The sequence below is a fragment of the Sphingomonas sp. P2_B6 genome (assembly GCF_056404755.1).
In genome coordinates, this window is record NZ_JBFUDK010000002.1 from 198,113 (window position 1) to 221,202 (window position 23,090).

Annotated in this window: 19 protein-coding genes; 2 read left to right on the forward strand and 17 right to left on the reverse strand. The window is 66.7% G+C overall.

Annotated elements, in window-relative coordinates; genetic code table 11:
• Window positions 1-25: 25 nt before the first annotated feature.
• The 15 genes from AC1DX5_RS03455 to AC1DX5_RS03525 are packed head-to-tail and all read right to left on the reverse strand — an operon-like array spanning window position 26 to window position 18,220.
• Window positions 26-2,788 (reverse strand): phage tail protein, encoded by a 2,763-nt coding sequence (locus tag AC1DX5_RS03455; RefSeq protein ID WP_478014189.1) that lies wholly within the window; start codon window positions 2,786-2,788, stop codon window positions 26-28.
• Window positions 2,788-5,055, reverse strand: coding sequence for a baseplate J/gp47 family protein (locus AC1DX5_RS03460; protein ID WP_478014191.1), 2,268 nt, complete (start codon window positions 5,053-5,055; stop codon window positions 2,788-2,790). Before AC1DX5_RS03460 ends, AC1DX5_RS03455 begins: the two co-directional genes overlap by 1 nt.
• Before the next feature lie 10 nt (window positions 5,056-5,065).
• Window positions 5,066-5,455, reverse strand: coding sequence for a GPW/gp25 family protein (locus AC1DX5_RS03465; RefSeq protein WP_478014193.1), 390 nt, complete (start codon window positions 5,453-5,455; stop codon window positions 5,066-5,068).
• Window positions 5,452-7,536, reverse strand: a complete 2,085-nt coding sequence (locus AC1DX5_RS03470) for a hypothetical protein (RefSeq protein ID WP_478014194.1) — start codon at window positions 7,534-7,536, stop codon at window positions 5,452-5,454. The genes AC1DX5_RS03465 and AC1DX5_RS03470 overlap by 4 nt, the downstream gene beginning before the upstream one ends.
• On the reverse strand, window positions 7,533-8,258 hold the full coding sequence (locus AC1DX5_RS03475; protein ID WP_478014196.1) for a phage baseplate assembly protein V: 726 nt from the start codon (window positions 8,256-8,258) through the stop codon (window positions 7,533-7,535). The genes AC1DX5_RS03470 and AC1DX5_RS03475 overlap by 4 nt, the downstream gene beginning before the upstream one ends.
• Window positions 8,255-9,322 (reverse strand): phage late control D family protein, encoded by a 1,068-nt coding sequence (locus AC1DX5_RS03480; protein WP_478014197.1) that lies wholly within the window; start codon window positions 9,320-9,322, stop codon window positions 8,255-8,257. The genes AC1DX5_RS03475 and AC1DX5_RS03480 overlap by 4 nt, the downstream gene beginning before the upstream one ends.
• Window positions 9,323-9,325: 3 nt before the next feature.
• On the reverse strand, window positions 9,326-9,478 hold the full coding sequence (locus AC1DX5_RS03485) for a hypothetical protein (RefSeq protein ID WP_465173307.1): 153 nt from the start codon (window positions 9,476-9,478) through the stop codon (window positions 9,326-9,328).
• Between the two features lie 10 nt (window positions 9,479-9,488).
• Window positions 9,489-10,316, reverse strand: coding sequence for a CIS tube protein (locus tag AC1DX5_RS03490; protein ID WP_478014198.1), 828 nt, complete (start codon window positions 10,314-10,316; stop codon window positions 9,489-9,491).
• The gene (locus tag AC1DX5_RS03495; RefSeq protein WP_465173309.1) at window positions 10,313-10,789 is read right to left on the reverse strand and encodes a phage tail protein; all 477 of its coding nucleotides are present in this window, start codon (window positions 10,787-10,789) and stop codon (window positions 10,313-10,315) included. Before AC1DX5_RS03495 ends, AC1DX5_RS03490 begins: the two co-directional genes overlap by 4 nt.
• Complete coding sequence (locus AC1DX5_RS03500) at window positions 10,789-13,620, reverse strand: phage tail sheath C-terminal domain-containing protein (RefSeq protein ID WP_478014199.1); 2,832 nt, start codon at window positions 13,618-13,620, stop codon at window positions 10,789-10,791. Before AC1DX5_RS03500 ends, AC1DX5_RS03495 begins: the two co-directional genes overlap by 1 nt.
• Before the next feature lie 3 nt (window positions 13,621-13,623).
• Entirely contained in the window at window positions 13,624-14,079 is a 456-nt protein-coding gene (locus AC1DX5_RS03505; protein ID WP_465173311.1) for a phage tail protein, read from the reverse strand.
• A 12-nt stretch (window positions 14,080-14,091) separates the two neighbouring features.
• On the reverse strand, window positions 14,092-16,377 hold the full coding sequence (locus AC1DX5_RS03510; protein ID WP_478014201.1) for a phage tail sheath family protein: 2,286 nt from the start codon (window positions 16,375-16,377) through the stop codon (window positions 14,092-14,094).
• A 15-nt stretch (window positions 16,378-16,392) separates the two neighbouring features.
• Window positions 16,393-17,286 (reverse strand): hypothetical protein, encoded by an 894-nt coding sequence (locus AC1DX5_RS03515; protein WP_465176690.1) that lies wholly within the window; start codon window positions 17,284-17,286, stop codon window positions 16,393-16,395.
• The gene (locus AC1DX5_RS03520; RefSeq protein WP_465173314.1) at window positions 17,283-17,876 is read right to left on the reverse strand and encodes a Pvc16 family protein; all 594 of its coding nucleotides are present in this window, start codon (window positions 17,874-17,876) and stop codon (window positions 17,283-17,285) included. The genes AC1DX5_RS03515 and AC1DX5_RS03520 overlap by 4 nt, the downstream gene beginning before the upstream one ends.
• The gene (locus AC1DX5_RS03525; RefSeq protein ID WP_478014203.1) at window positions 17,876-18,220 is read right to left on the reverse strand and encodes a hypothetical protein; all 345 of its coding nucleotides are present in this window, start codon (window positions 18,218-18,220) and stop codon (window positions 17,876-17,878) included. The genes AC1DX5_RS03520 and AC1DX5_RS03525 overlap by 1 nt, the downstream gene beginning before the upstream one ends.
• Before the next feature lie 482 nt (window positions 18,221-18,702).
• Between AC1DX5_RS03525 and AC1DX5_RS03530 the strand changes: the two genes are divergently transcribed.
• Window positions 18,703-19,401: a response regulator transcription factor gene (locus tag AC1DX5_RS03530; RefSeq protein WP_478014204.1), complete on the forward strand. Its 699-nt coding sequence runs from the start codon at window positions 18,703-18,705 to the stop codon at window positions 19,399-19,401.
• A 67-nt stretch (window positions 19,402-19,468) separates the two neighbouring features.
• Here the strand turns inward: AC1DX5_RS03530 and AC1DX5_RS03535 are convergent, their stop codons facing one another.
• The gene (locus AC1DX5_RS03535) at window positions 19,469-20,680 is read right to left on the reverse strand and encodes a malonyl-CoA decarboxylase (RefSeq protein ID WP_478014206.1); all 1,212 of its coding nucleotides are present in this window, start codon (window positions 20,678-20,680) and stop codon (window positions 19,469-19,471) included.
• Window positions 20,681-20,683: 3 nt separating this feature from the next.
• Entirely contained in the window at window positions 20,684-22,171 is a 1,488-nt protein-coding gene (locus AC1DX5_RS03540) for an AMP-binding protein (RefSeq protein WP_478014208.1), read from the reverse strand.
• Between the two features lie 88 nt (window positions 22,172-22,259).
• Here AC1DX5_RS03540 and AC1DX5_RS03545 point away from each other — a divergent pair, with 88 nt between their 5' ends.
• A complete protein-coding gene (locus tag AC1DX5_RS03545; protein WP_478014209.1) occupies window positions 22,260-23,009 on the forward strand; it encodes a GntR family transcriptional regulator in 750 nt (249 codons plus the stop codon).
• Window positions 23,010-23,090: the final 81 nt, after the last annotated feature.

A 23,090-nucleotide genomic window follows, 5' to 3' on the forward strand; every position in this document is an offset into this window, starting at 1 on the left:
TCCCCCTGTTGGGTGGTGTGTTGTCTCAGCATGCGATCCGCTCCCTGCCTTGCCGCGGGGTATCGGGTCCGCCGACGAACGAGGCACCGACATAGGCGCGGCCGAGCACGGCGCCCGGCACCAGCTCTGGTGCGCGGCTGCCCTGGCCGATGGCGCTGTCGAGCCCGAGCCGGGCTTCGCCGACGCGGTTCATCGCCCAGAAGAAGCGGACGTCGAAAATGGTGTGCGCCGGCTTTTCCAGGGTGACGATGCGACGCGCGAGCGCGAGGTCGGCCGCTTCCTTCGCCGGATCGGCATCGACACTGGTGCGTGGAAGCAGCACGGCGAAGCGGTGGGCGGCGCGGCTGATCGGCAGCTCCTGCCCTTCGAAGGCAAGCCAGTCGCGGGCAGCGGCTGCCGTGCCGGGCAAATAATCGGGGAGGGGCACCGAGGCGAAGTCGTCCCAGCCGCTATTGTGCGCAGCATTGAGCCGGTCGAGCGTCCGATAACGGCTGGCGAGGAAGTCCTGCCAGCTGCGGCGATCATAAGAGGGCAGCCCGACATAGCGCAGCCATGGCTCGCTCGATGCGATGGGAAGATCGGGTGCCGGCGAGGCGATGCCGATCGCGCCCTGGAATGCCTGCCAGCGCGCGCGCTCGCCTTGGCCGACCATCGGCACGAAGCCGAATTGTGCCTGGACCAGCGTGGTCCAGATGGCTTCCTTGCCGACAGGCGGGAAGAGCGGGAAGCGGCCGGTTGGGGCCGGCTGTTCGGGCCAGCGTGCCCAGAGACCGGCGGCACCTTCCTCCGGGATCCAATCGCCGTCGAGGCTGCGGATGCCGGGGGTGGTGATCGGATCGGCGGGCGGAAAGACGCGGCCGCGCGTTCGGCTGACATAGGTTTCGACGATGCGGATTGCCTTGGCCGAGGGGCAGGCGGGACGCTCCAGATCGAAATCCTGCGCGGTGACCTTGGTGTCGAGCGCGAGCTTCAGCGCGAGGAGCAGGCCGCGGTTCGTGCCGCGCCAGCCGAAGAAACGCGCGGCATTGGCGATGAACAGCCGTCGGCGGCGCTCGTCCCAGGAGGGATCGAGCGCGACCTCGTACCAGCTCGACAGCCATTCGAGCATCTCGGCGGGAATGGTGCGCGGGTCGAGCAGCGCCTCGGCGCCGGCGATGCGATCCTCGATGCCGGTCTCGATGCCCTCGAAATTGGCCAGGAACCGTTCGAGGAACGATGCCGAGGCGGGTTCCTCGCGATAGACGCCGGGCAGGAAGCGCTGGACCCAGGAGAAGCGCGGATACCAGAGGCGCAATGCGCGGAGCCGGGGCGTGACTCGTTCGTCGCCGCTCAGGGTGATGCGGAGTTGTGCATAACGGCCGGTGATATTCTGGAGCAGCAGATCCCAGCTGCCCCTGCCGGCCGCGGCGTCGGTGGCGATTGCGGCGATGGCGCGCTTGCCCGGCAATTCGGAGCCGCTTGGCGAGAGGACCAAAGCGGGCTGAGTCACCCAGGCGGTGGCGGGGGTGGCAAGCGCCGAGCGTTCGTCAGCGGCGCGCGCTTCGATGGTGACCGATGCGCCGGGCGGGATGCAGGCGTCGAGACGAATGCGATCCCACACACATTGCGGCACGGCGCCGTCATAGATGGTGGTGATAAAGCTGACGCTCTTCGCGAAACGGCGATGGACAACCTCGACGACGGGGACCCAGATCGGATCGGTCCCGCCGCTGTCGTAACAGGCCTTGTCCTTGATCGTGACAAGCGCGCGACCGCCGAAGCGGCGCAGCGGGAGCGTGTCGGGCAGCTCTTCGGCTTCCCATTGCCCGGCTTGCTCGACCAGACGGACCCGGCGCGCCTGATTGCCGCCCGTTTCGGCGAGGAGCAGGACGGGCGCCTTGTCGAGTATGGTCGCAGTGAAGCAGCTCGCGCTGAATTTCAGCGTGCGGAGCAGGCGAAGCGCGGTCTTGCCCGGATCGACGATGTGGAGCGACGCCGGGGCAGCCGCAGGCGCGTCGAGCAGGATGACGCTGCCGTCGCTCAAGGTGGCGATCGCGACGGGAGCTGTTGCGGCGCTGACGTCGATCGTGACGAGCTCAGCGCGGAAATGATCGGCCTTGGGGTCGGCATCTTCGGGCGCGAACGCTGGGGCAACATCCTTGACCGGTTGCGAGGCCAGGCGAAGGTCGGGATCGAGCCGGAACAGGCGCGGGCTTGCGGCATCGAGCAGCCACAACCCGCGGTCGCAGGTCGGCGCGAGGGAGGCGGGGAAGATGCCGGATGGGAGCGTCATGCGCTCTGGCGTGCCGCCGCCGACCAGATCGAAGCGAAGCAGGCCGCCTGCGTCGCCGATCGTGCCGACGACCAGGAAATCGCCGGTGGTAACTGCCAGGCCGGCAAAGACCTCGTCCGCCGGCGTATCCGGGGTTGCGTCGGTGAAGGCGCGGGTGATGCGGCGGGGGCGCGGCGTCGCCGGCCAGAAGGGCGTGACGCGGCCGTCTCCCGCCGAGCGCACCAGCAGGCCGCGGCGATCGTCGGCGATGACATAGAGATTGCCGTTGCGGTCGGCTGCGGCGTCACGATGGTCGGCGGCGGTGAAGCGCTGCTCGCCGGGGGTGTCGGCGATCGGCTGGACCATCGGCAACAGGGTCAACTGGCCGCTCGCCTTGTCGAAGGCGGGGAAGAGCGGGCTCGCGGTGAGCTCTTTCCATTGGTCCTTCAACGACACGGCGGCCGGCGTGGCGCTGGTGCACGCGCCCCAATCGTCCTTGCCGAGCAGCATGTGGAAGCGGGAGCCGTTGACGTTCATCAGCAGGTCTCCGCCAGGATCGGGACCGGCAGGCGGCTGACGCCGATCGACGGCGTGGCAGTGGCGCCGCGCAGCACGTCGAGCGGGAGCGGCGGTCCGGCGACCACGGAGATGCCGAGGATCTCGGGCAGCTGGAGGCCGGACAGATCAATGGAATCAGTACCGGGCTTGCTGCCCTGGGCGAGCAGCACATCGGCGACCTCGACCACACCGGCCGCGCGTGCCGCTTCGGCGAGCAGCGCGCGGGAATGGACCGGGCGGGCGAGCGGCCAGCCGCGCAGAGCCGGGTCGATATCCGGGCCATAGAGCATCGGCAGCTGGGGCATCGGCGTGGCCGGTGCAGGGAGCGGGCTGAGATAGGCCTTGATGCGCGCCTTCACTGACTCGACCACTTCGGCCACGGCATAGCCGCCCGCGACGTCGATCCCGATCGAGATCCAGATGCCGACATAATCGGGCCCGCGCAGCACCAGCTCGGTCGTGACCAGCCGGCGCGGATCGAGATAGGTGCACAGGGCATTGAGGAAGGGCCGGTCGGCGCGAGGCGCCTCGGGATGGTTCGGGTCGCGAGTCGGGATCGCCATCAGGGTCACCGCGCCGGGAGCGGAGCCGATCGTCAGCGGTGCGATATCGGGATGGGCGGCGGGCAAGACCTCGACCCGGCCGATCGCCACGCCGGGCGTGCGCCAGGCGATGGCGCGGAAATCGTCGGCGGTGACCAGCCGATCGCGGTGCGTGATGAAGCGCGGGATCTGCTTTTCTGCCGCCGCGACGCTCTCGGCTTCGGCGCCGCCCCAGGTCGGAACCGGATTGGTCGCGCTGACGCCCGCGGGCAGCATCGGCCCAGCCTTGAGCATGAAGGCAGCGACATTGCCCTCGGCGCCTTCCGTGCAGGCATAGCTGGCATAAAGCGCCTCATCGAGCCGCGGCCGGCGGCCGGTAAGGCCGTCGCCGAAGCGGATCAGGCCCGCTTCGGCGTCGCAGGAAAAGACCTCGACCGGGTCGCCCATGTCGGGTGCGCCGGTGATCGGCAGCTCGGGCCCGGCGGCGCGGAGATCGTCGATCTCCTTCCAGTCGTGGCGATTGTTGTTCTCGATGCTGGTCACCGTCACCGATCCGGCGAGGACCGGCGACTGGCGAAGCTGGCGGGCCTGGTCGGGCGCGCCGTCGCCGGGGACGAGCTGTTCGGCGCTGATCAGCAATTGCTGGCGGATCTGTGCCGCGTTGAGCCCGATCCAGCGGAGCTTGACGTCCGTGCTGCTGCCCGAGCGGACGCGCAGCCAGGTGACCAGCCGGCCGGACACATCGGGTGCGTCGACTGCGGGCGGCAGATCGCCCACGCCTGCCTCGAGCGGATCGAGATTGTCCCAATAGTCAATGCCCGCGCCGGTGCCGGGCAGGGCAAGTTCGACGATGCCGGGCTGAGTCAGCGGATCGAAATCGGCGCGCGCGGTGAGGCGCACATAGGTGGGAGAAGGGCGGCCGGTGGCGTCGAGCGCCACGGGGCCGGGGCTCGGCACCTCGAAGCGGAGCAGGCCGTCGGCGGCGGGCGGCGGGGTGCCGGGGCGCGCCACGATCTGTTCGGCGCCCTGATCGGGCATGAGGCCGAGCGAGAGCGTGCGGCCCGCGAGCGTGCCGCGCAGATCGTCCCAGCCACCGGGATCGGCCGGCGTGATCTTCTGGTCGTCCTTGCGGCCGAGCAACGCGATCCACAGGCTGTGATCGACCGTCTGGGCAAGATCGACACCTGCGCCGTTCGTCACCTCGACCGTCTCGTAGAGCGTCAGGGTCTGCGGAACGGGCTTGTCGTAGGAGGCGTAGAGCAGGGCATAATAATCCTGCTGCTCTTGGGTCGGCGTGGTGATCGGGCGGCGCACATAATAGCGCGCCTCGACCGGCAGGACGTCGAGCGACGTCGCCGTGCGGAAAGGGATGGTGCCGGCGAACAGTTCGCTGCCGCGCGGGATCATCAGCGTTTCGGCCGGCGCGCGTTCATTGACGAAGGCGGCGAGGCCGCGCGCTTCCCGCGCCGGAGCGAGCGGCACGCCGAGCAGCTGGAGGAACTTGGCGCGGTTGCGCTCGGGGATCTGGTTGGTGCGGTAGAGCAGGCTCTCGGTGACGTGGGCGAAGAGCTGAATCAGCGTGACGCCGGGATCGGACTGGGTGAAGTTGGTCCATTCCGGCGTGTGCGACGGAATGCGCGCGATCAGCTCGTCGACCAGGGCCTGGTAGCGCCGGTTGTCGATGGGGGGGACGGGGAGCGGCATCCGATCCTCCTCAGCTCGTGGCCAGCGGGACATCGATCGCGACGCGCTGGGCAGCGCCGGTTGCGACGAGGCGATAGGTGATGGTGGCGATCGCGGTTTCGGTCGCCTTCGCATCGGCGGCGACATCGACGGCCTCAACCGTAATGCGCGGCTCCCATTTCTTCAGCGCGGCATCGATGGCGTGGGCGATGCGGGCATGCGTGGCGGCATTGTTCGGCTCGAACAGGAAGGCGTTCAGGCTGGTGCCGAAACCGGGCAGCTGGACGCGCTCGTTCAGGTCGGTGCGGAGGATGACCGCGATCGATTCCTGGATGTTGCGCTCGCCTTGCGACCAGAGCATCCGGCCGGAGGCGTCGACGCGCGGTGGGAAGGCCAAGCCTTTGCCGAAGGGACTGCTCATCCGCCGCTCCCCTTCCCCTTGAACCTGGGTACCGGAAAACAGAAGGCGAGGAACGGCATCCAGCGGAAGATGAAGTCGAGCAGGCTGACGATGATGATCAGCAGGATCAGCGCGCAAAGCGTGACGATCGGGATCGAGAGCGAGCAGATCATGCCGATATCGATCTGATTGCCGTTCTTGCAGCCGCCGCCGTCGCCGGTGTCGATCTCCTTGTGGAGCGGCCAGGGCAGGACCTGGAGGACGAGATCGATGAAGCCCATACCCTTGGCGCGCTGAACCTGGCCGCAGAGCATGTCGGACAGGACGAAGGCCGTGCCGCGCGCATGCTTGCGCAGGCCGGCGGGGCTGGTGTCCATCGGCAGGCTGATCCGCACCGGGCGTGCGGGCGCGTCTGGATCGAAGAAGCTGGCCAGCTCGAAGGGCACGCTCGGCTGCGACAGCGTGGGCGGATGGACCGGGCCGCAATCGGCGTTGAGATGGACGAAGCGGAGGCGGAACTGGCCGGTATCGCCGATGCTGTCCGCCATGGTCTGGGCAAGCTGCTGAGCGAAGGGCAGGGCGCGGGCGGTCGCCTCGTCGCTGGTGTCGAGCGCGCGGGCGACGAGGACCGTCAGCTTGTCGACCTGGTTGATGTCGAAGAGGCCCGGCATGGGCGGGGCGTCGAGCGAGACCGTGAGCGCGTCGATTTCCGCATCGGGCGCGGCACCGGGATTGGCCGGCGGCAGGCTGCGAAAGGCGCCCGCCGAGCCAATGCCGTTGCCCGCGCCGTCGCTGGTCGCGATGCCGGCGAGGAGATAGTGGAAGGCCGGCCATTTGGCGCGATCGTCCTTGTGATCGCGATACTGGGTCTCGACGCCTTCGAGCAGCGCGGCGACGCCGGGCTTGGCGACCTGGCGCAGCGCCTCGGCGAGGCTGCGGACATGCTCGGGGCGGCCTGTATTGTCGCCATCGTCGGGCTTGAAGCCATTGTTGAGCTTGTCGCGGTCGCCGGTCGACATCTGGCCCGATAGCCAGGTGAAGAGCGCGAGCTTGTCACCGGAGAGGGTGCCGGCCGAGGACTGACGAACCGCCTGGGCGACAGTGGGGAGATGGCGGTCGAGAAAGGCCATCAAATCGAGCAGCAACAGCCAGCTCTGCGACTGATAGCCCCAGTTGCGCTTGCGGATGCTGAGCTGCTTGTTGGCCGGCGTCGCCTTGTCGCCATTGTCGAGGTTGATATCGCTCGCGGCCTTCATCGCCGCCTGGATCAGCGCCTTCCACGGTTCGGCGAAGTCGATCTTGAATTCGGTGGTCCGCGCCAGCTTGGAGTTGCGCGGTGAGACGGGCGCGGCACCGGTGAGGGCCTCGGCCTGGCCTTCGACGAGGCGGCGTGCGGTACGGGTGATGGTCGCGCTCAGATATTGTTCGCGCCGGCCGACCGGGATGAGGCCCCCCCACATCGTCCGTTTCAGGCCATGGCCGTCCTGATGCGCGAGCGGGAAGGCGGGCAGGCGTTCTTCACCTGGCACGAGCACGCCTTCATCGCCCTCGGCGACGCGCTGCCAGCGGGCGCCGGTCGCGTCCTTCACGAAACCATATTCATGGAGCGGGCTGCCGGGCTGGGCGTCCTTGGTCGCGGGCATCAGGCGGCGCAGCACGAAGCCGACCTGCTCGTGGCTGCCGGCGAGCTTGCGGTCGGGCAGGCCGGGGATCGCGCAGGCGAGCGTGGCGGTCGCGACATAGAAACGCTGATGCGCGGGCTGGTAGAGTTTCAGGCGCGGGGTATTGGCCGGCACCGCGGCGACCGGTTTCGGCGCGCGGCCGAGGCGGGTCTTGAGCCGGGCCAGCTTGAGCGGCGCGGGGAGCGGCACGCGTTCGACCAGATCCTCGGTGCGGTGGTCGAACTGGGGCGAGCGCCAGGTCTCGTGGCGGGCGACATGATCGGCGAGCGCGCCGGGATCGGTTTCGAGCAGGCCGAGCAATTGCTCCATGAACTCGTCATTGGCGAAGCGCAGGATGGTCGGCGCGCGGCCGGGCGAGGCGGCGCCGCGCCACATCGGCCGTGGCGCGGCCCAGGTGAGCGGATGCGCGAGCACCGTCACCAGATATTCCCCGCGCCCGGCGTGTAGCTGGCCGAGACGATGCTGTTGGTGATGATCGTGTCGGCCTGCACCACGCCCGAGAATTTGGACATGCCGGCATCGACCTGGACCATGCCGGCCGAGATCGCGACCTGCAAGGCGTTGACGGTGACCTTGGCCGCCGCGGTGACGGTGATGCCCGCCGTTTCGAGCTTGATCGAATTGCCGTTGGAGTCCTCGATATCGACCGCGCCGGGGCCGTCCTTCAAGGTGAATTTCTGGCCGCCCGGGGTTTCGAGGATCAGCTTCTCCTGGCCATTGGTATCGTCGAGCGTGACGGTGACGCCGTTGCGCGACTTGATCACCTTGTGGTTGTTCTGCTTGCTCGCGCTCTCCGGCGGGGAGTCGGTGCCGTTCCACAGACCGCCCAGCACATAGGGACGCGAAGGGTCGCCATGCTCGAACGCGACGAGCACTTCGTCGCCGACATCGGGCATGAACCAGCTGCCGCGATCCTTGCCGGCGAAGAGCGTCGCCATGCGCGCCCATGCCTCGTATCGGCCACCGGCTGAATCGGGACACCACGGCAGGGTGACCTGCACCCGGCCGGTACCGTCGGGATCGGAGATGTCGATCACCGTGGCGGGCGCGACGCCGTACCAGATGCCGCCCAGGCCGAACGGCATGCGCTCGTCGAGCTGAGCCTGGCGGCGATCGCCTTCGAGAAGGGTCAGCGCGTTCATTGCGGCTTGATCCCCGGACGATTGCAGCGGAACTCAGTGCGCGCGCCATGCTCCGGGTCGTAGAGATGGGTGACCGAGATCGCGCGGTAGCTGCCGTCGAACAGCGGGCCGAGGCCAGTCAGATCGAGCTTCACCCCAGCGCGCAGCTTCGGGTCGGTTTCGCAGGCGCCTTCTCCGGTGACGAAACCGCGGGCCATGTGGCGATAGCTTGCCTCGGCCAGCTGCTTCGCTTCATCGGCCGAGCGCGGGACACCGTGGGCGAGCGTATCGACTCGTTCGCCGAGCGCCTTGACCAGGATGTCGCCGCCGGCGATATCGCCGTTGAGTTCGGACTCGATCGCCGATTTGGCGCCCTTGTGGCTGACGCCCTTCTTCTCGCTCACGTCCCAGCCGGACGCCACCACACTGCTGCGCTGGTGCGCGAGATCGGCGAGCACGGTGAAGGAGCGCAGCGTACCTGCCCAGGCAAGTTTCACGCCTTCCTGGGTGCGCGCCGGCGCCGCATGGAGCGCGGTGCCCTGGATGAAGATGTCGGCATCGAAACGCCGCGCGATATCGAACAGGAAAGCGAGGTCGGTCTGATTGAGCTGGGCGAGCAGCGGCACGGCCGGCGCCTGGGTATCGACCTGCGCGTCGAGCCCATGCTCCCGCGCGATCTTGCGGACGACATCGCCGAGCGACGATTGCGTGAAGCAGCGGGTGCGCCGGGTCATGCGCAGATCCTGCAGCCGGTCCTCGGCGAAGATGGTGATGCGTGCAGCCTCGCCCTCGGGGAAATCGGCGGCGATGCCAGTGATGCGGCCTTCGAACAGGACATCGGCATCACCGATGCCGACCTTCAGCTTCTTGCCGAAATCCAGGACCTTGCGATCGAAATACTGGAAGCCGGGCTTGTCCTCGCCGCCCCAGTTGCCGAACGAAATCTCGGCACGCGCCATGCCTTCTATGCTGTCGCTCAGCTCGTAGCGGAGCAGGCCGGCCTCGAGCTGCGCATTGCGCTTGCCCTCGATGAAGATCGAGGGCCGCGCCGGGCGCATCGGCAAACGGGCGACTTCAGCGCTCATCGATCAACGCGGCCACACACGGGCGGCACGGATGGCGACGGCGCGGACGCGGCGCCGGGTTTCATGTGGGCGCGGTTCCTGCGGCGGACCGGCATCGCCCTTGGCGTCATTGGCCGGTTCCCCGGTCGCTTCGAATTCGTCGATGACGACAGCCATTGCCCGCTCCTCAATTGATCGACAGTTTCGGGGACAGCGAGATCGCGGCGCCCGCATCGACGCTCGGCGGCGCCATCGATGCGCTCGCGCCGAAACCGACCCCGACACCGAAACTCGCACCGCCACCAAAGCTCGCACTGGCGCCGACACCGACGCTTGCGTCGAGATCGATCAGCGCGCCCGGCGACATGCGCAGGGGATCTTCGACATTGTTGGCGGCAGCGACGCCCTGCCAGTCGTCCTTGCCCGCCGCGCCCGCCATGTTCTGGAGGCTGGCATGCTGCGGCGCCGGGGTGAAAGGCCGCTGACCGGGGCGCGACGGCACCAGGCCGGTCGTCTTGGAATAGTCAGTGACCAGAATCTTCTGCTGCGCGAGCGTCAGGGTGACGCTCGCGCGGAGCGGCTTGCCGGCGGTGGAGAAGAATTCGAGACTCTCCTCGAACGCCTCGACCATGCCGTCGAAGATGAACGAGCCCCAGGAGAAGCGCGTGCCGGGAGGGGCAAGCTTCTTCTTGTCGCTCTCCGCTTCCTGCGGCGTCATGAAATAGAGGATCTCGGTGGTGAGGCGCCGGACATCGTCGACCGGGTTCTTGGCCATCGCGGTCACGTCGAACCACAATGTCAGGGCCAGCTTGGTCGTGCCCGCGCCGACGAACTGGCGGCCAGCGGTGCCTGCCTTCTGGTCGCCGCCCTTGGGCTCGGCGACCTGATTGGCGAAGGTGACCTTCATCGATTCCGGATTGAACTGGACGAAGACCTTCTTGCCGCCGGGCTTCTCGATCGAGAGGTCCTGCTTGAGCTCGATCATCTGCGCCATGACGAGAACCTGCTCGCTCATTTTTTACCTCCCGCCGGGGCCGGCATGGCGAGCTGGAGTTTTTCATAAGCCATCGCGAATTCCTCGATCGCGATGGTGCCGTCCTTGGCGTTGAGCGCGGGCGCCTTGATCTTGGCTGGAATGCAGCGGCTGAGCTGGAAGCGCGCGCGTTCGGTGCTGCCGTCCGCGGCGAACATCACCACCTCTGCATTGGCGCGCAGGAAAGGGTCGGCGACCGAGTCGGCGACCCATTTCCAGAGATCGAAATTGTCAGTGAGGCCACGCTTCAGGGTGAGGTTCGCGTAGCTGATCATGCCGGGCACGCGGTACGCGTGATCATTGGCGCCGCCTGAGCGGATCGTCTTGAACTCGTGCGTGATCTCCAGCCCGTCGCACTCGGCGAAGCTCGCCTTGGCGAGCGGATCGCTCTTGCCGTCGGGATAAATTTCGACCGCGAAGTTAAAGGCGATGAAGGGGCGCGGAACGTCGACCATCACGCCTCCTCGATGATCGAAAGCCGCGCGCCCTGCTGGACGAGACGGAGAGTGAGGAAGCGGATCGGCTGCGACGGGGCGACGCCAACCTCGACGATCAGCCGGCCAGCGTCGATATCGGCTTCGCTCTGCTGCACGGCGACGCGGAAGGATTTCTCCGAGCTCGCGCCGGCAAAGGCGCCCCGCAACTGAAGGTCGTCGAGCGTTTCGGTGAGGCTGCGCTCGACTGCCCGGCGCAGCACCGGGCCATTGGGTTCGAACACATAGGTCATGCCGCGGCGAAGCAGGGTGCGGCGGAGCAGCATCATCAACCGGCGGACGTTGATCGGACGCCATTCACGCTCGGGCGAGAGCGTGTCGGCGTCATGCAGCATGAAACCGGCCGGCAACGGGCGGATCATGTTGACGCGCGCACGATCGAGCGACAGCAAATCGGGTTCGGGAAGCGACGGGTCGAGCCCGACCACGTCGAGCAGCGGATCATTGGCGGGTGCGATCCAGGCGCCGCGGATACGCGCGCGCGTCGCCATCAGGCCAGCCACGGCGCCGTCGGGCGGTGCGGAGAGCAGGCCGTTGCCGGTCCGGGCGACGAGCCAGGGATGATAGACCGCCCCGTGCGAGAGAAGCCGCGCTTCGTCCGCGCCGAGCTGGCCCGACGACCCTGCTCCAGGAGCGAGCGTGGCGAGGGCACGGGCGTGGCCCGTCGCATCCGCGGTGCGAAAATGCGCGGGAAGCGAGAGGATTGCAAAGAAGTCGCCATTGGCGGCAGCGATGCGCAGAATCGCCGTGTGGAGCTCGGCGAGGCGCGGTGATTTGACCTCTGTCCGGGTCGCGGCAAAGCGTGCCTTGCGCAGCACTGCCTTGACGGCAGCATAGGCCGAGACATTTCCGTCCAGCTCGAAGTGCAGGCGGTAATAATGCACGCCCTGGGCGCGTCCGGGGATGGCGTAGGTAGAGACGTTCTTCTCACGGAGCAGCTCGACCGCGTCCATGAAATCCGGCTGCGCGGCCTCTTCCAGCACGGCGACGCTGCCCGACGGGCCGGGAGACCAGGACAAAGTGAAGTCGTCCGTAGCGATCGGATTCTGCAGCGAGTCGAGTTCGGGCGCAGCAAGCAAACGGGTCGAGCAATCCAGGAAGCCGCTGAAATCCGGCTCTGTCAGCTCGGGCATGGTAGTGGGCGCGCATCCGCCCGAATGGTTGCGCCAATTGGCGAGGACCGGGGCGCCCGGCTTGGGGGGTGGGAAATTGTCGGTCGTACCGTCGATTTCCCAGCCCGGCTGAATCGCGTCTGGAACGGCGAGCAGGCTTGGTTCGGGGAACAGGTCGCCGTCGATGTCGAACGCGGCATGGACTCCGAAAACGGGCTGCTCGCCCAGGTCGCGGATCGCCTGGACTCGTTCGACCAGCGTCGGACCGCGCAAGCCGGCAAGACGCGGGTCGAGAAACAGCCGCTCGTCGAAGCGCGACAGCCCGTCGCGCACCAGCGGATCTTCGGGGCGGGGCACAGGTCCGCACGATTCGGCAAAGTCGGCATCGAGCCCGACCGGCAGCCAGGCGGAGCGGAGCGCCAGGCGATCCGCCGAGGTGAAGGCCTGGGTGCCGAACCGGGCAGCGATCTCGGTGAAATCGGCCTGGCCATAAGCGAGCGTGATGCGATCGGTTTCCTCGCCCGTGACGGCGAATCCGGGGCGGATCGCCGCGGTACGGTTGGTGCGGTCGCGGTGATACAGGTCGGCATCGACAAGCCCCTGGATCGCCCCGGCGCTTTCGGGCGTCAGTGCAAGCCCGGTATGGACCCGATCCGCACCCGGGCGGTGCTCGGCGATATCGATGGTGACCTTCGACGCGGCGAGCGGGCCGGCCGGCATGCGCGATGCCACCTGCTGCCAAGCCGGACCGAACGCCTTGTTGTCCTGCACGGCATCGACCCGCAGCGCGTCGATGCGCAGCCAATCAGCTTCGCCCTGATGCTGGAAACGCACCCAGCGGCCACGCACGAGCGGCACATTCTTGTCAGTGAAGACAAGCGTGCAGACCGTGCCTTCGGTAAGACTGGCCTCGAAGCTGCCCGTCTCGCCCGCGATCATGGCATGGCCCTGCTTGACCACCGGCGGGCCGCTCCCGGTCTCGACGATACGGGCGAAGGACGCGATCCACAGCGCCAGTACATCGCCGTCCGCCAGGCGCACCACCTTGGCGTAGCGCCTGACCACGCCGCTACCGCCGGTCAGCTCGATCAGATCGCCCGGCGTCAGCACGCCCGGATCGGCGAAGCGCAGCCCGTAGCGCAGCTTGCTCTGCCCAGCGATCGTCACCGGCCGGCGAGAGACACGCGCCGCGAGTTGCATCGCGTCCGACCATGAACCGAGGCTGGCGGCGTTCAGGCTGGCCGGCAGGATCATGCTCGCATTGTCGTCGATCGCAGGGAGCCGGCACAGCAGGCCGGGCATCAGGAAGCTACCTGCGGAGGCGGGGCTCGACCCTGGATCCGGCGCGCCCAGTTCAGTGGCGCGGATGTCGGCAAGCTCGGTCGTCTCGGCCAGGCGGATCGCCCAGCAACGTGTGCCGCCGTTGGAGAAGAAAGCACGCACCGCTGGCGCGAGGTTGCCGCTCAGTCGCCGCCCGCCGTCCTCGTCATAGGCCAGCGGGCAGTCGCCGCCGAACACGGCCTCATAGGCGGCGACGCTGGATATGGCGATCGCCACATGGCAGGGGCCGCGCTGCGCGAACCCCGCGAACACGGCGACGTCCATGCGCGGCAGCGCCTCGGCAACGGGCGCCGGGGCGATGTCGACGCGAATGCCGGGAAGGGCGTCGCCGGCGAACATGGGTTATTCCATCTCCAGCCGCTCATAGGCGAGGACCAGTTCCTCCATCGCCACGTCGGTGCCCTTGGCGTTCAGCGGGCCGCTGGTGTGCTTGATGATGCGCGCACGGAGCAGCTTCCAGACCTGGACGTCCTGGCTATGGTCTTCACTCTTGAGCGTGATGGTGACGGTGCGTAGCGCGTCCTGGTCGCCATTGCGGATCTGATCGAGCCATTTGTACAGGTTGAGCGAGCCGATCACGCCGCGTTTCAAGGTGACGTCGGTCGACTTGTTCATGCCGGTGATCTTCATCACCGAAGGTTCCATGCTGTTGCCCGCACGGTATTCGGAGACGGTCACCTCCATTCCGATGCCGCTAATTTCCTGGAAGCCCGCCTCCGGGCTCTCCGGATTGCCGTCGCCCAGATCAACCAGGAAGTTGAACTGGACATATGGCCGTTTCGCTCTCAGCACTGCCATGACAATGACCCCTTATGACTTGCGGTCGGCCGTCCACTGGCCGATGCGGAAGATGACGAATTCGGCGGGGCGCAACGGGGCTACCCCGATCAGGCAGATCAGCCGGCCATTATCCAGATCATTCTGGGTCATGGTGGAGCGGTCGCACTTCACGAAGAAGGAGCGGTCTGGCTTTTCACCGAGCAGCGCGCCGGATTGCCACTCGTTGAGCAGGAAATCCTCGATCGTGCGCCGCACGTTCGCCCATAGCCGTTCGCCGTTCGGTTCGAACACGGCCCATTGCGTGCCCTTGTCTATCGAGCGCTCCAGATAGGCGAAGTATCTGCGAAGGTTGACATATTTCCATTCCGGATCGGAACTCATGGTGCGTGCGCCCCAGAGCCGCATGCCGCGCCCCTCGAAGAAGCGGAAGCAGTTGACCCCCTCGGGATTGAGCACTTCCTGCTGGGCCTTGTTGATCAGCTTCTCGAAGCCGAGGGCCAGGGTCACCACCTCGTTGGCAGGTGCCTTGAAGACCGCGCGCTCGATGTCGTTGCGGGCATAGATGCCGGCGACGAAACCCGATGGCGGGAAATAATTCTCCAGGCCAGTGTTCGGATCGATCGTCCGGACCCAGGGGTAGTAGAACGCCGCGTGGCTGCTATCGAACATGGCGCGATAGGCCCGGACATCGGCGATCGACTGGCCCTTGATGCTGTCGATCACCGCGATGCGATATTGCATGCGCTCGGCATGGCTGATCAGCGCGTTGGCGGTCGCCTGAGCGTTGATCCTGGCTGCGAGGCCATAAGTCGACCCGGGCGCGGCGACGATCGAGATATCCTCGATATCCTCGAATGCCTTCAGCCCCGACTTGCGATTGGTCGTCGGATTTTCCTCACCGACATAGCGGTCCGGGCCGGGCACTTCGCCGTCCTTGCCCCCGGCCAGGAAAAACACCGCATCGAGGAAAGGCGCCTTGCCTTCGCTGCGCGCCTTGGCCGCGTCGCTGCCTGTGCCTTCGAGATCGGTGATGACGAAGCGATTGTCCGCCTTGTTGCCGGCAAGATAGTCGGTGGCGATCCTGGCGCCGTTGCGCGGCGGATTGTCGTCCCCGGCGGTCGCGAAGATGTCGGCGGCGACCTTGGCGCGCTCGGTCGCTTCGACGAGCGCGGCCGCCGTCACTGCCTTGGCGTCGATCGCTGGCTGGACCTTTGGCAGCGCCAGGTCGATCTTGGCCTGGGCCGCGTCGACCTCCGCCTGGGCGGCCACGACCGCCGCATCCAGGGTAGCCTGGACGTCGCCCGGCTGGGGATTGGCCTGATGGTCGAGCGCGGTGTCGAGCTTGCCGTCGGCGATATCCTTTTCGTCCTGCGCGTCCTTGACCGCCTTGTTGGCGGCGTCGACCACCTTCTTGGCGTCCTTGTCGGCCTTGTCCGCATCGGCCTTGACCTTGTCGGCGGCCGTCTTCTCGATCTGCGCGTCTTCCGCCGTCAGCGCGGCGACGACGATCGGGATCGAGCGCGACGCCGACAGATTGGCCGGCTCGGCGGCGAAATAGTCGAAGATCGAATCAGGCGCGCCGCCTATCCTGTGCCCGCGGTCGAGCGCCAGATTGGCAACGGCGAAGAAGGGGAGGCCAGGCTCGCTGGGCTCGACATAGACGCTTGCGGTGATGGTGCGGATCGTGGCGTTGGTTTCGGCAAGTTCCTGCAGCTCGAACTTGGCCGTGCCGTCCTGGTTCTCGAAATTCCACAGGCCCTTCTGAATGTCGTAGGAGATGAAATAGATGCCCTTCCTGGCATCGTTGCCGACATAGACGGTGTCGCGATCGAACGACGAGCGCAGGATCGCCTTGTGCTTGCCGCCGCTGTTGGGGATCGGCTCCAGTACCAGCCGGTTCTGGCTCACCCAGAATTGCAGCCGCACCCGGGCCTCGCCCGCCTTGCCCGGAAAGCGGGCGCGGATCGCGACATTGGCCGGAGGGACCAACGCGCCGGCGACCTTCGCGCAGGCAGTGTCGATATTCCCCTGGAAAGCGCGGGCGACATAGAGCCGCTTGCCGCCTTCCTCGAAAAAGGCGCGGACCGCGTGCCACATGTAATTGTCGAGCGTGGTGCCGACGAATTCGAGCTGCTGGCGGCCGCCATAGATCCGCTCGAATTCGACGAGCGAGGTGATGACGTCGGGCTCGATGTCGATCGGGCCGAAGCGCGTCGCGCCGACGAACCCGGTGGTGGTGGTGCTGACACCTTCGATCGACTTGGCCCGGTAGGAGACTTCCTCCACGAAGACGCCGGGGGCGAGATATTCAGGCATGGGCAGTCTCCTCGATCAATTCGGCTTGAGGTAGAGCGTTGAGAGACGCACGTTCGCCGACTTCAGCGAGACGAGCGTGAGCGGGCGACCGAGCGTGAGCGGCTGGCCAGGCAGGGGATCGTCCTTGTTGAGTTGTTTGAGGGCGATGCGCGCTGGACTCGAAAGCTGGCCCAGGATCGCGTCGAGTTTGGGCAACTCGTCGGTGAGCTCGTCCCAATAGACGGCGATCTCCGCACTCCAGGTGACTGCGTCCCGGCCGGCGGTCGCTTCCTCCGGCGTCTGGGATGGAAGCGCCGGATAGCCCCCGATCGCCGCGATCGAGCCGTTCGCCCCGGCGATGCCGAGCGCGATGATCTTGCCGTCGACCGTCACCGTCATCACGGCCCAGGCCGCGGGCTTGTCGGTGCCGTCCGCCTGGCGCTCGGCGAGCTGAGCCCGGACGGTAGAGCGCGGCCCCGATGCGGGGCAGGCGATCGACGGGAAGAGGGGGAGATAGTTCGGCTTGTATCCGGCGGGGGCACCGGCGGGCAGCAACGGAGCGATCTTCGCCTGGTCGAGCCCGGCCCAGGCCGGCCAGATGAACCGGCCACGCACCGGCAAGGCCGCCTCGAACCGCAGCGGCAGGAAGCGCTGGAAGGGATCGTCGACCGATACCTTGAAGTTGCGCGCCTTGGCGGGCCAGTCGGCCGGCTTCTGGGCAAGCTCGAAACTGAGCCCGGGCAGGCGCGGAGTCATCCAGGTACCGCTGGGCGTCGGGCCGAGCACGGCCTGGCGAAACGGGCGCCCGGCATCGACGATGCGTATGTCGAGCCCATCGCCGACAAGGCCGAGATCCGACGCGTCGCGGAAGGCGAAGCCGAGCGGAACGTGGCGCGTGAAGCGGTCGGGCGAGACGAGGACCAGCGTCATATCGCTTCCTCGGCCACCCCGACGCCGAAGCCGCGCTCAAGCACTTCGCCGCTGTCGTCGAGCGCCTGGTTGCTGTCGATCAGCACCATGCGGACGAGATAATTGACGAACAGCGGGTGCTTGCGGATGCGATCCCACATGTTGAGTTGGTCGGCGAGAGCAAGCGGATCGCAGACCAGGTCGACATCTTCCTCGATGGTGAAGATGTCGTCCTCGGTGAGATAGTCGTTGAGCTGGGCGGCGGTGATCGTCCCGGCATCCTCCAGCGCCCGCATGACCCAGCCGAGCATGCGCAATTGCTTCTCCGCCGAGGACGCGATCGGGATGATCAGGAAGCTGACGTCGATCGGCAGCGAGGGCCTGAAACGGCGCCCGAAGATGTCGACGCGCGGCCCGCGGGCGCGGCGTTGCGTGTTGATCGTCACGCGCCAGGGCAGGATCGCGAAGCCATCACCGGTCAGGCCCTTCTCGACGTCCTTGGCCTGGTACATCTCGACGGTGAGCGAATTGAACGCGTCGCGCGGATAGCGTTCGCGGATCAGACCGCGGATCGCGGCGGTGACCGCGGCGATGGCCTGATGCTGGGCCATCAGCCGGCCCGTGCCACGGCGCGGATCGCATCGGCGAGTCCATGCTGGTCCCCGGTGCCGAAACGCCACCCCTGACGATCCACGCGGTAGAGATCGCCCGCCTGTCCGTCTTCGCCGATCGCCACCACGCCGATATGCGGCGCGTCGAAGATCACCCGGAGCGCGTCCGGGAAGTCGCGCATCGCCGCCTGGTGAAGGATGACGACGTCGACATCACCAGTCACGATATCGGCTTCGGGAGTGGCGGCGTGGACCAGTTCGATATCCTCACATTCTGCGAGCGCGCCGTGCAGCGCGGACCTGACCATCGCCGTGGAAGCGCCGAGCAATACGCGGATCGTCATTGCGCATCCCTTTGAGGTCAGGGAGGCAAGCTAGGCTCATGTCGGCGGTGCGTGCATGAACTGAAGGGTGGGGAGGAAGGCCCGGGTCAACGGCCTGGGGTCATCAGCTGGACCTGTGTCCGAACCATGGTCCGGACCATTTGGCCTATAATGTCGCATCCGTACAATTGGCCGACGGGAAGTCGACCGCTCTGCGACAGAGAATCGTCGAAAACACCGTATTGATCTTAAATCCAGTTTTCGATTGGCCGGATCGGGACTATGATCATCGCCACCTGGTTGCTTGGGGTTTCCTTTGCTCTTTAGCGACAGCCAAGGACTTTTCTTGGCTCGGTAGGTCGCGCGCTCCGTGAATAACACGGCGTTAATCAAAATGTTGGGGGCAGGATTATTTCCCCCGGCGAGTATTGGTCCGGCCCCGCCATTGGCCGATCGGCTTTATTGAAGTCGGCCGGAGCGGCGTAATCAGAAGGAGTTCAGGGATGGAGCGCCATCGCGACGGCGACGCAGGCAACAGGAAGCGACCACCCGCGCTCGTGGTGAGCGACGTCCTGATCTATCGAGAAGGAATCGCGGCGGGATTGGCGCGGATCGGCGACCTCGAGGTGGTGGGCGCCATTTCGGCGGAGGAACTTTCCGGCGCGCTCGCCGCGAGCACGGTGGAGATCGTATTTGTCGATATTTCGCACGAGCGTTCCCGGGAAGCGGCACGGGCTGCACGCGCGCTCTCGCCGCCGGTGCTGGTGATCGGTTTCGGCATGACCAGCGAGGACGAAGGGCTGGCGGGCGCGGAAGCCGGGGTGACGGCGTTCGTCGACCATGACGGCACGATCACTGACCTGAATCAGGCAGCCAAGCGCGCGCTAAGCGGCGTTCCGGTGTGCCCGCCCCAACTCACCACGCGGTTGTTGCAGCGTGTCGCGCAACTCGCGACGCGCGGTCGACCCGTGGGAGACGCGCAACTGACGCGGCGCGAGCGCGAAATCGCTTCTCTGGTGGAAGAGGGAATGTCGAACAAGGAGATTGCCTGTGCGCTCAGCATCAGCCCGGCCACGGTCAAGAACCATGTCCACATGATCCTGGACAAGCTCAATCTGCCGCAGCGGCGGATGCTGATGCTCGGCAGCACGAGCCGTGTCGCGCGGGTGGCGCGGGCAATGTATGATTCGACTGCCGCGTAGTTTGCGGCGGCGCATTGCCCTCTCGGGCGAACAACCCGACACCGGGGGCCCTTGTTGCGGCGGTACGCTACAATCGCCCTTCGTGAAGCGCCGCGGGGCGACCGAGCAACCTGGCGACCGGCGGGGACACAGCGACCTGTCCTTCGGCGAGGAAGCGCTGGACGTTCGCGTTGATCTGCTCGGGCAGGTAACGATAATTGACCATGACGCCGTGGCTCTGGGCGAGCCCCTTGTCCGAAGGGTCGGCGGCGAGGTTGATCCGTTCGAGCCGCGCGCCGTTGGAGAGATGGAATTTGGCGACGGGATCGCTGGTCTGCCGCCCAGCCGCATCGTCGCCGCACAGATACATGGCGCATAGCTGGCGCAGTTCATCGTCCTTGGGCGTCCGGTTGCCGTCCCTGGCATCCAGCCAGCGCCGGAATCCGGGCACGGGGGAGAGTGTCGCGAAGGTTCGCAACGATGGATGCTCGGCCTTGAGCTGAGTCGTGATCTGCTTGATCAGCAGGTTGCCGAAGCTGATGCCACGCAGGCCGTGCTGGCAATTGCTGATCGAATAGAAGATCGCGGTTGTCGGCTTGGAACTTCCGGCCGGCGCGGCTGGATCGATCAGCGGCCCGATCGAGTCACTGATGCCGTCGGTCAGCGCCACCTCGACGAAGATCAGCGGTTCGCCCGGCAGGGCAGGGTGGAAGAAACCGTAGCAGCGTCGGCTGCCGCTGAGCCGGCCGCGCAGATCGTCCCAGCCGCTGATGGCGTGGACGGCCTCATATTCGATCAGCTTCTCCAGGATCGCGGCAGGACTGTTCCAGTCGATCCGGCGAAGATCGAGAAACCCGCGGTTGAACCATGAGACCAGGAGGTGGCGCATATCGTCTTCGAGCGGTTGCAGCTCGGGATGATCGGGCAGCAGGCGCTGGAGCTGCGCGCGCAGGGCGACGATCAGCGCGGTGCCGCCTGGCGCGGCGTTCAGCCGGCGCAGCAGATTCTGCCGCCGGGGTTCGGCATGCCGTGTGAGCATCGCGGCATTGGCCACCGAGGGATCCGCGGTGAACGCCCGGGCGGCTTCGAGCAATGCCGGCTGCGGCGGCGGCAGCGCGTCGACCAGCCAGTGGAAATAGGTCAGCCTTTCTCCGTCGTCGAACGACCGGCACCGGTCGGCCAGGCTGGCGGCAAGGCTGGTGCCTTCGGCCTCGCCGGCACGCCCGATCAGCTTTTCGGACAGGTGGCGGGCATGGGTGAGCGAGGAGACCGGCGTCCGCCGGATGAGCCGCAGATGCATGGGTCAGCCCCCGAACCAGGTTGAATATTCGGCGCGGAGCAGGGCCTTCTGCACCTTGCCCATCGTGTTGCGCGGCAGATCGTCGACGGCGAACACCGCCTTGGGCAGCTTGAACCCGGCGAGTTGCGGGCGGAGCGCGGCGACGATCGTCGCCGGGTCGACGACATGGCCGGGCACAGGCCGGATGACCGCCGCGACCACTTCGCCGAAATCGGGGTGAGGCAACCCGATCACTGCCGATTCGTCCACGCCGGGCAACTGGTCGATCAGGCTCTCGATCTCGCTGGGATAGACGTTCAGTCCGCCCGCGATGATCATGTCCTTGTCGCGCCCGACGATGCGCACGACGCCGTTGCTGTCGATGCTGGCAATGTCGCCAGTGATGAAGAATCCATCGTCGCGGAATTCCGCCCGGGTCTTTTCGGGCTGCTGCCAATAGCCGGCAAAGACGTTAGGACCGCTCACCTCGAGGACGCCGATCTCCTTGTTGTCGGCGATGCGGACGGTGACACGGTCGAGCGGCCGACCGACCGCGCCGGCCAGGCGCGGTCCGGCGAGCGGGTTGGAACAGATGATGCCGCATTCGGACATGCCATAGCGTTCGAGGATATGGTGGCCGGTGCGCGCCGCGAACGCATCGAAGGTTGCCGCGGTGAGCGGCGCCGAGCCGCAGATGAACAGGCGGATCTGGGCGGTGCTGCTCCGGTCGAGCCGCGGATCGGCCAGCAGCCGCGTGTAATAGGTCGGCACCCCCATGAGCAGGCTGACCCCGGGGAAGCGATCGATCGCACTTGCGCTGTCGAAGCCAGGCATGAGCCTGATCTCGCTACCGGCGAGGAGGAGCGGGTTGAGCCCCACGAACAGCCCGTGAATGTGAAACAGCGGCAGCGCGTGGAGCAGAACGTCGTCCGGCCCGATGCCCCAGGCGGCGATCAGCGCCCGAGCATTGGACAGGAGATTGCTATGGGTGATCATCGCGCCCTTGGAGCGACCGGTGGTACCGGAAGTATAGATGATCGCCGCGAGATCCCCGCCATGCGCTTCGTGCGGCGGCGCGGGCGGATGCGCGGCCGCGACCGCTTCGGCGAGACTGCCCGCGCCATTGGCATCGAGCGTCGCGATCGGGATGCCATTGTCGCCAAACAGGGCTGCCCGCGCCGGATCGCATACGAACAGCACCGGGTTCGCGTCGGCGAGGAAATAGCCGATCTCGGCGACCTGATACCCGCTGTTGAGCGGCAGGTAGACGGCGCCGAGGCGCAGCGTCGCCAGATATAGCTGCACCAGATCGAGCGACTTGTCCGCCTGCACCGCGACGCGGTCACCCGCGCCTACGCCCAGCGCGGCGAGCCCGGCCGCCCATCGTTCGACTCCGTCGAGCAGCGCCGCGCCGCTCAAGGCGCGGTCGTTGCCGACTATCGCGATGCGATCGCCCGTCGCGGCCAGCGCCGCGACGATGGCACCGTAAAGGGACGAGGTTTCATCAGCCATGCGGTCGTCTCCGGGAGGTGGTGGCCCTGCGTTGCATGGGCCGGTAAGAGGATTGTCGAACATCCGGACAAAAGGCTGCGAACGAACCATGACTCGTCCCAAGAGAACGCCGCAGGATTCCGACCGCGAATTTGCGGGGCCGAGCGGGCTGCCGTTTGGATCGCCCAAGCAGGATTCGGATGGCGGCCTGAAGACCTCGCTGGTCCAGCTGGTCTATGAAACGATCATGGCAGCGCTCGATGCGGGAGAACTGACCCCAGGCAGCCGGATCATTGCTTCCGAACTCGCCACGCGGCTGGGCCTGAGCCGGGCACCGGTGCGCGAGGCGCTGGCGGTGCTGGCGGGGCAGGGACTGGTGGAACTGCTGCCGGATCGCGGCGCCATGCTGCGTCCGATGAGCGTGCGCGACCTGGCGGCGATCTACGAAGTGAGCGCGCCGGTTGCCGCGATCGGCCTGCGCGAGGCTGCGCGGCGGATCGATCTGGACGACAATGCCGAGCGGGTCCGCGCGGCAATGGCCGCGATCCGGGCCGCCGGCGACGACACGCCGTCGAATTTCGGCTTTTTCCTGGTGCTCAACGAATTCCACTATCTCGTGAACGCCATCGCGGAGAAGCCGCACGTCGATCTCGTCCTGCGCGCGGTCAATATCGAATATTGGAACAGGCTGCTGGCCGGGGCGATCGACCTGGATCGGTACGCGGGCAAATATGTCGCGAATTATCAACGCATCACCGACGCGCTGCTCGCCGGAGACGCGAGGTCGGCTGAGGCGATCATGCTGTATCATGCTGACTGGTGCGTCTCCCTGCTCGACCCAAAAGCGGCTGACGGGTAATAATTGTCGACGATAAAGGATGATTTCGCGCGAGTCAGGCAGTTTTTGCCATGCTTTTTAAAAGAATCGTCGACAATCGCT

Excerpts from the sequence above, each read along its gene's own strand:
- AC1DX5_RS03455 (WP_478014189.1), bottom strand. The coding sequence starts at position 2,788 with ATGAACGTCAACGGCTCCCGCTTCCACATGCTGCTCGGCAAGGACGAT.
- AC1DX5_RS03460 (WP_478014191.1), bottom strand. The coding sequence starts at position 5,055 with ATGCCGCTCCCCGTCCCCCCCATCGACAACCGGCGCTACCAGGCCCTG.
- AC1DX5_RS03465 (WP_478014193.1), bottom strand. The coding sequence starts at position 5,455 with ATGAGCAGTCCCTTCGGCAAAGGCTTGGCCTTCCCACCGCGCGTCGAC.
- AC1DX5_RS03475 (WP_478014196.1), bottom strand. The coding sequence starts at position 8,258 with ATGAACGCGCTGACCCTTCTCGAAGGCGATCGCCGCCAGGCTCAGCTC.
- AC1DX5_RS03480 (WP_478014197.1), bottom strand. The coding sequence starts at position 9,322 with ATGAGCGCTGAAGTCGCCCGTTTGCCGATGCGCCCGGCGCGGCCCTCG.
- AC1DX5_RS03485 (WP_465173307.1), bottom strand. The coding sequence starts at position 9,478 with ATGGCTGTCGTCATCGACGAATTCGAAGCGACCGGGGAACCGGCCAAT.
- AC1DX5_RS03490 (WP_478014198.1), bottom strand. The coding sequence starts at position 10,316 with ATGAGCGAGCAGGTTCTCGTCATGGCGCAGATGATCGAGCTCAAGCAG.
- AC1DX5_RS03495 (WP_465173309.1), bottom strand. The coding sequence starts at position 10,789 with ATGGTCGACGTTCCGCGCCCCTTCATCGCCTTTAACTTCGCGGTCGAA.
- AC1DX5_RS03500 (WP_478014199.1), bottom strand. The coding sequence starts at position 13,620 with ATGTTCGCCGGCGACGCCCTTCCCGGCATTCGCGTCGACATCGCCCCG.
- AC1DX5_RS03505 (WP_465173311.1), bottom strand. The coding sequence starts at position 14,079 with ATGGCAGTGCTGAGAGCGAAACGGCCATATGTCCAGTTCAACTTCCTG.
- AC1DX5_RS03510 (WP_478014201.1), bottom strand. The coding sequence starts at position 16,377 with ATGCCTGAATATCTCGCCCCCGGCGTCTTCGTGGAGGAAGTCTCCTAC.
- AC1DX5_RS03515 (WP_465176690.1), bottom strand. The coding sequence starts at position 17,286 with ATGACGCTGGTCCTCGTCTCGCCCGACCGCTTCACGCGCCACGTTCCG.
- AC1DX5_RS03520 (WP_465173314.1), bottom strand. The coding sequence starts at position 17,876 with ATGGCCCAGCATCAGGCCATCGCCGCGGTCACCGCCGCGATCCGCGGT.
- AC1DX5_RS03525 (WP_478014203.1), bottom strand. The coding sequence starts at position 18,220 with ATGACGATCCGCGTATTGCTCGGCGCTTCCACGGCGATGGTCAGGTCC.
- AC1DX5_RS03530 (WP_478014204.1), top strand. The coding sequence starts at position 18,703 with ATGGAGCGCCATCGCGACGGCGACGCAGGCAACAGGAAGCGACCACCC.
- AC1DX5_RS03535 (WP_478014206.1), bottom strand. The coding sequence starts at position 20,680 with ATGCATCTGCGGCTCATCCGGCGGACGCCGGTCTCCTCGCTCACCCAT.
- AC1DX5_RS03540 (WP_478014208.1), bottom strand. The coding sequence starts at position 22,171 with ATGGCTGATGAAACCTCGTCCCTTTACGGTGCCATCGTCGCGGCGCTG.
- AC1DX5_RS03545 (WP_478014209.1), top strand. The coding sequence starts at position 22,260 with ATGACTCGTCCCAAGAGAACGCCGCAGGATTCCGACCGCGAATTTGCG.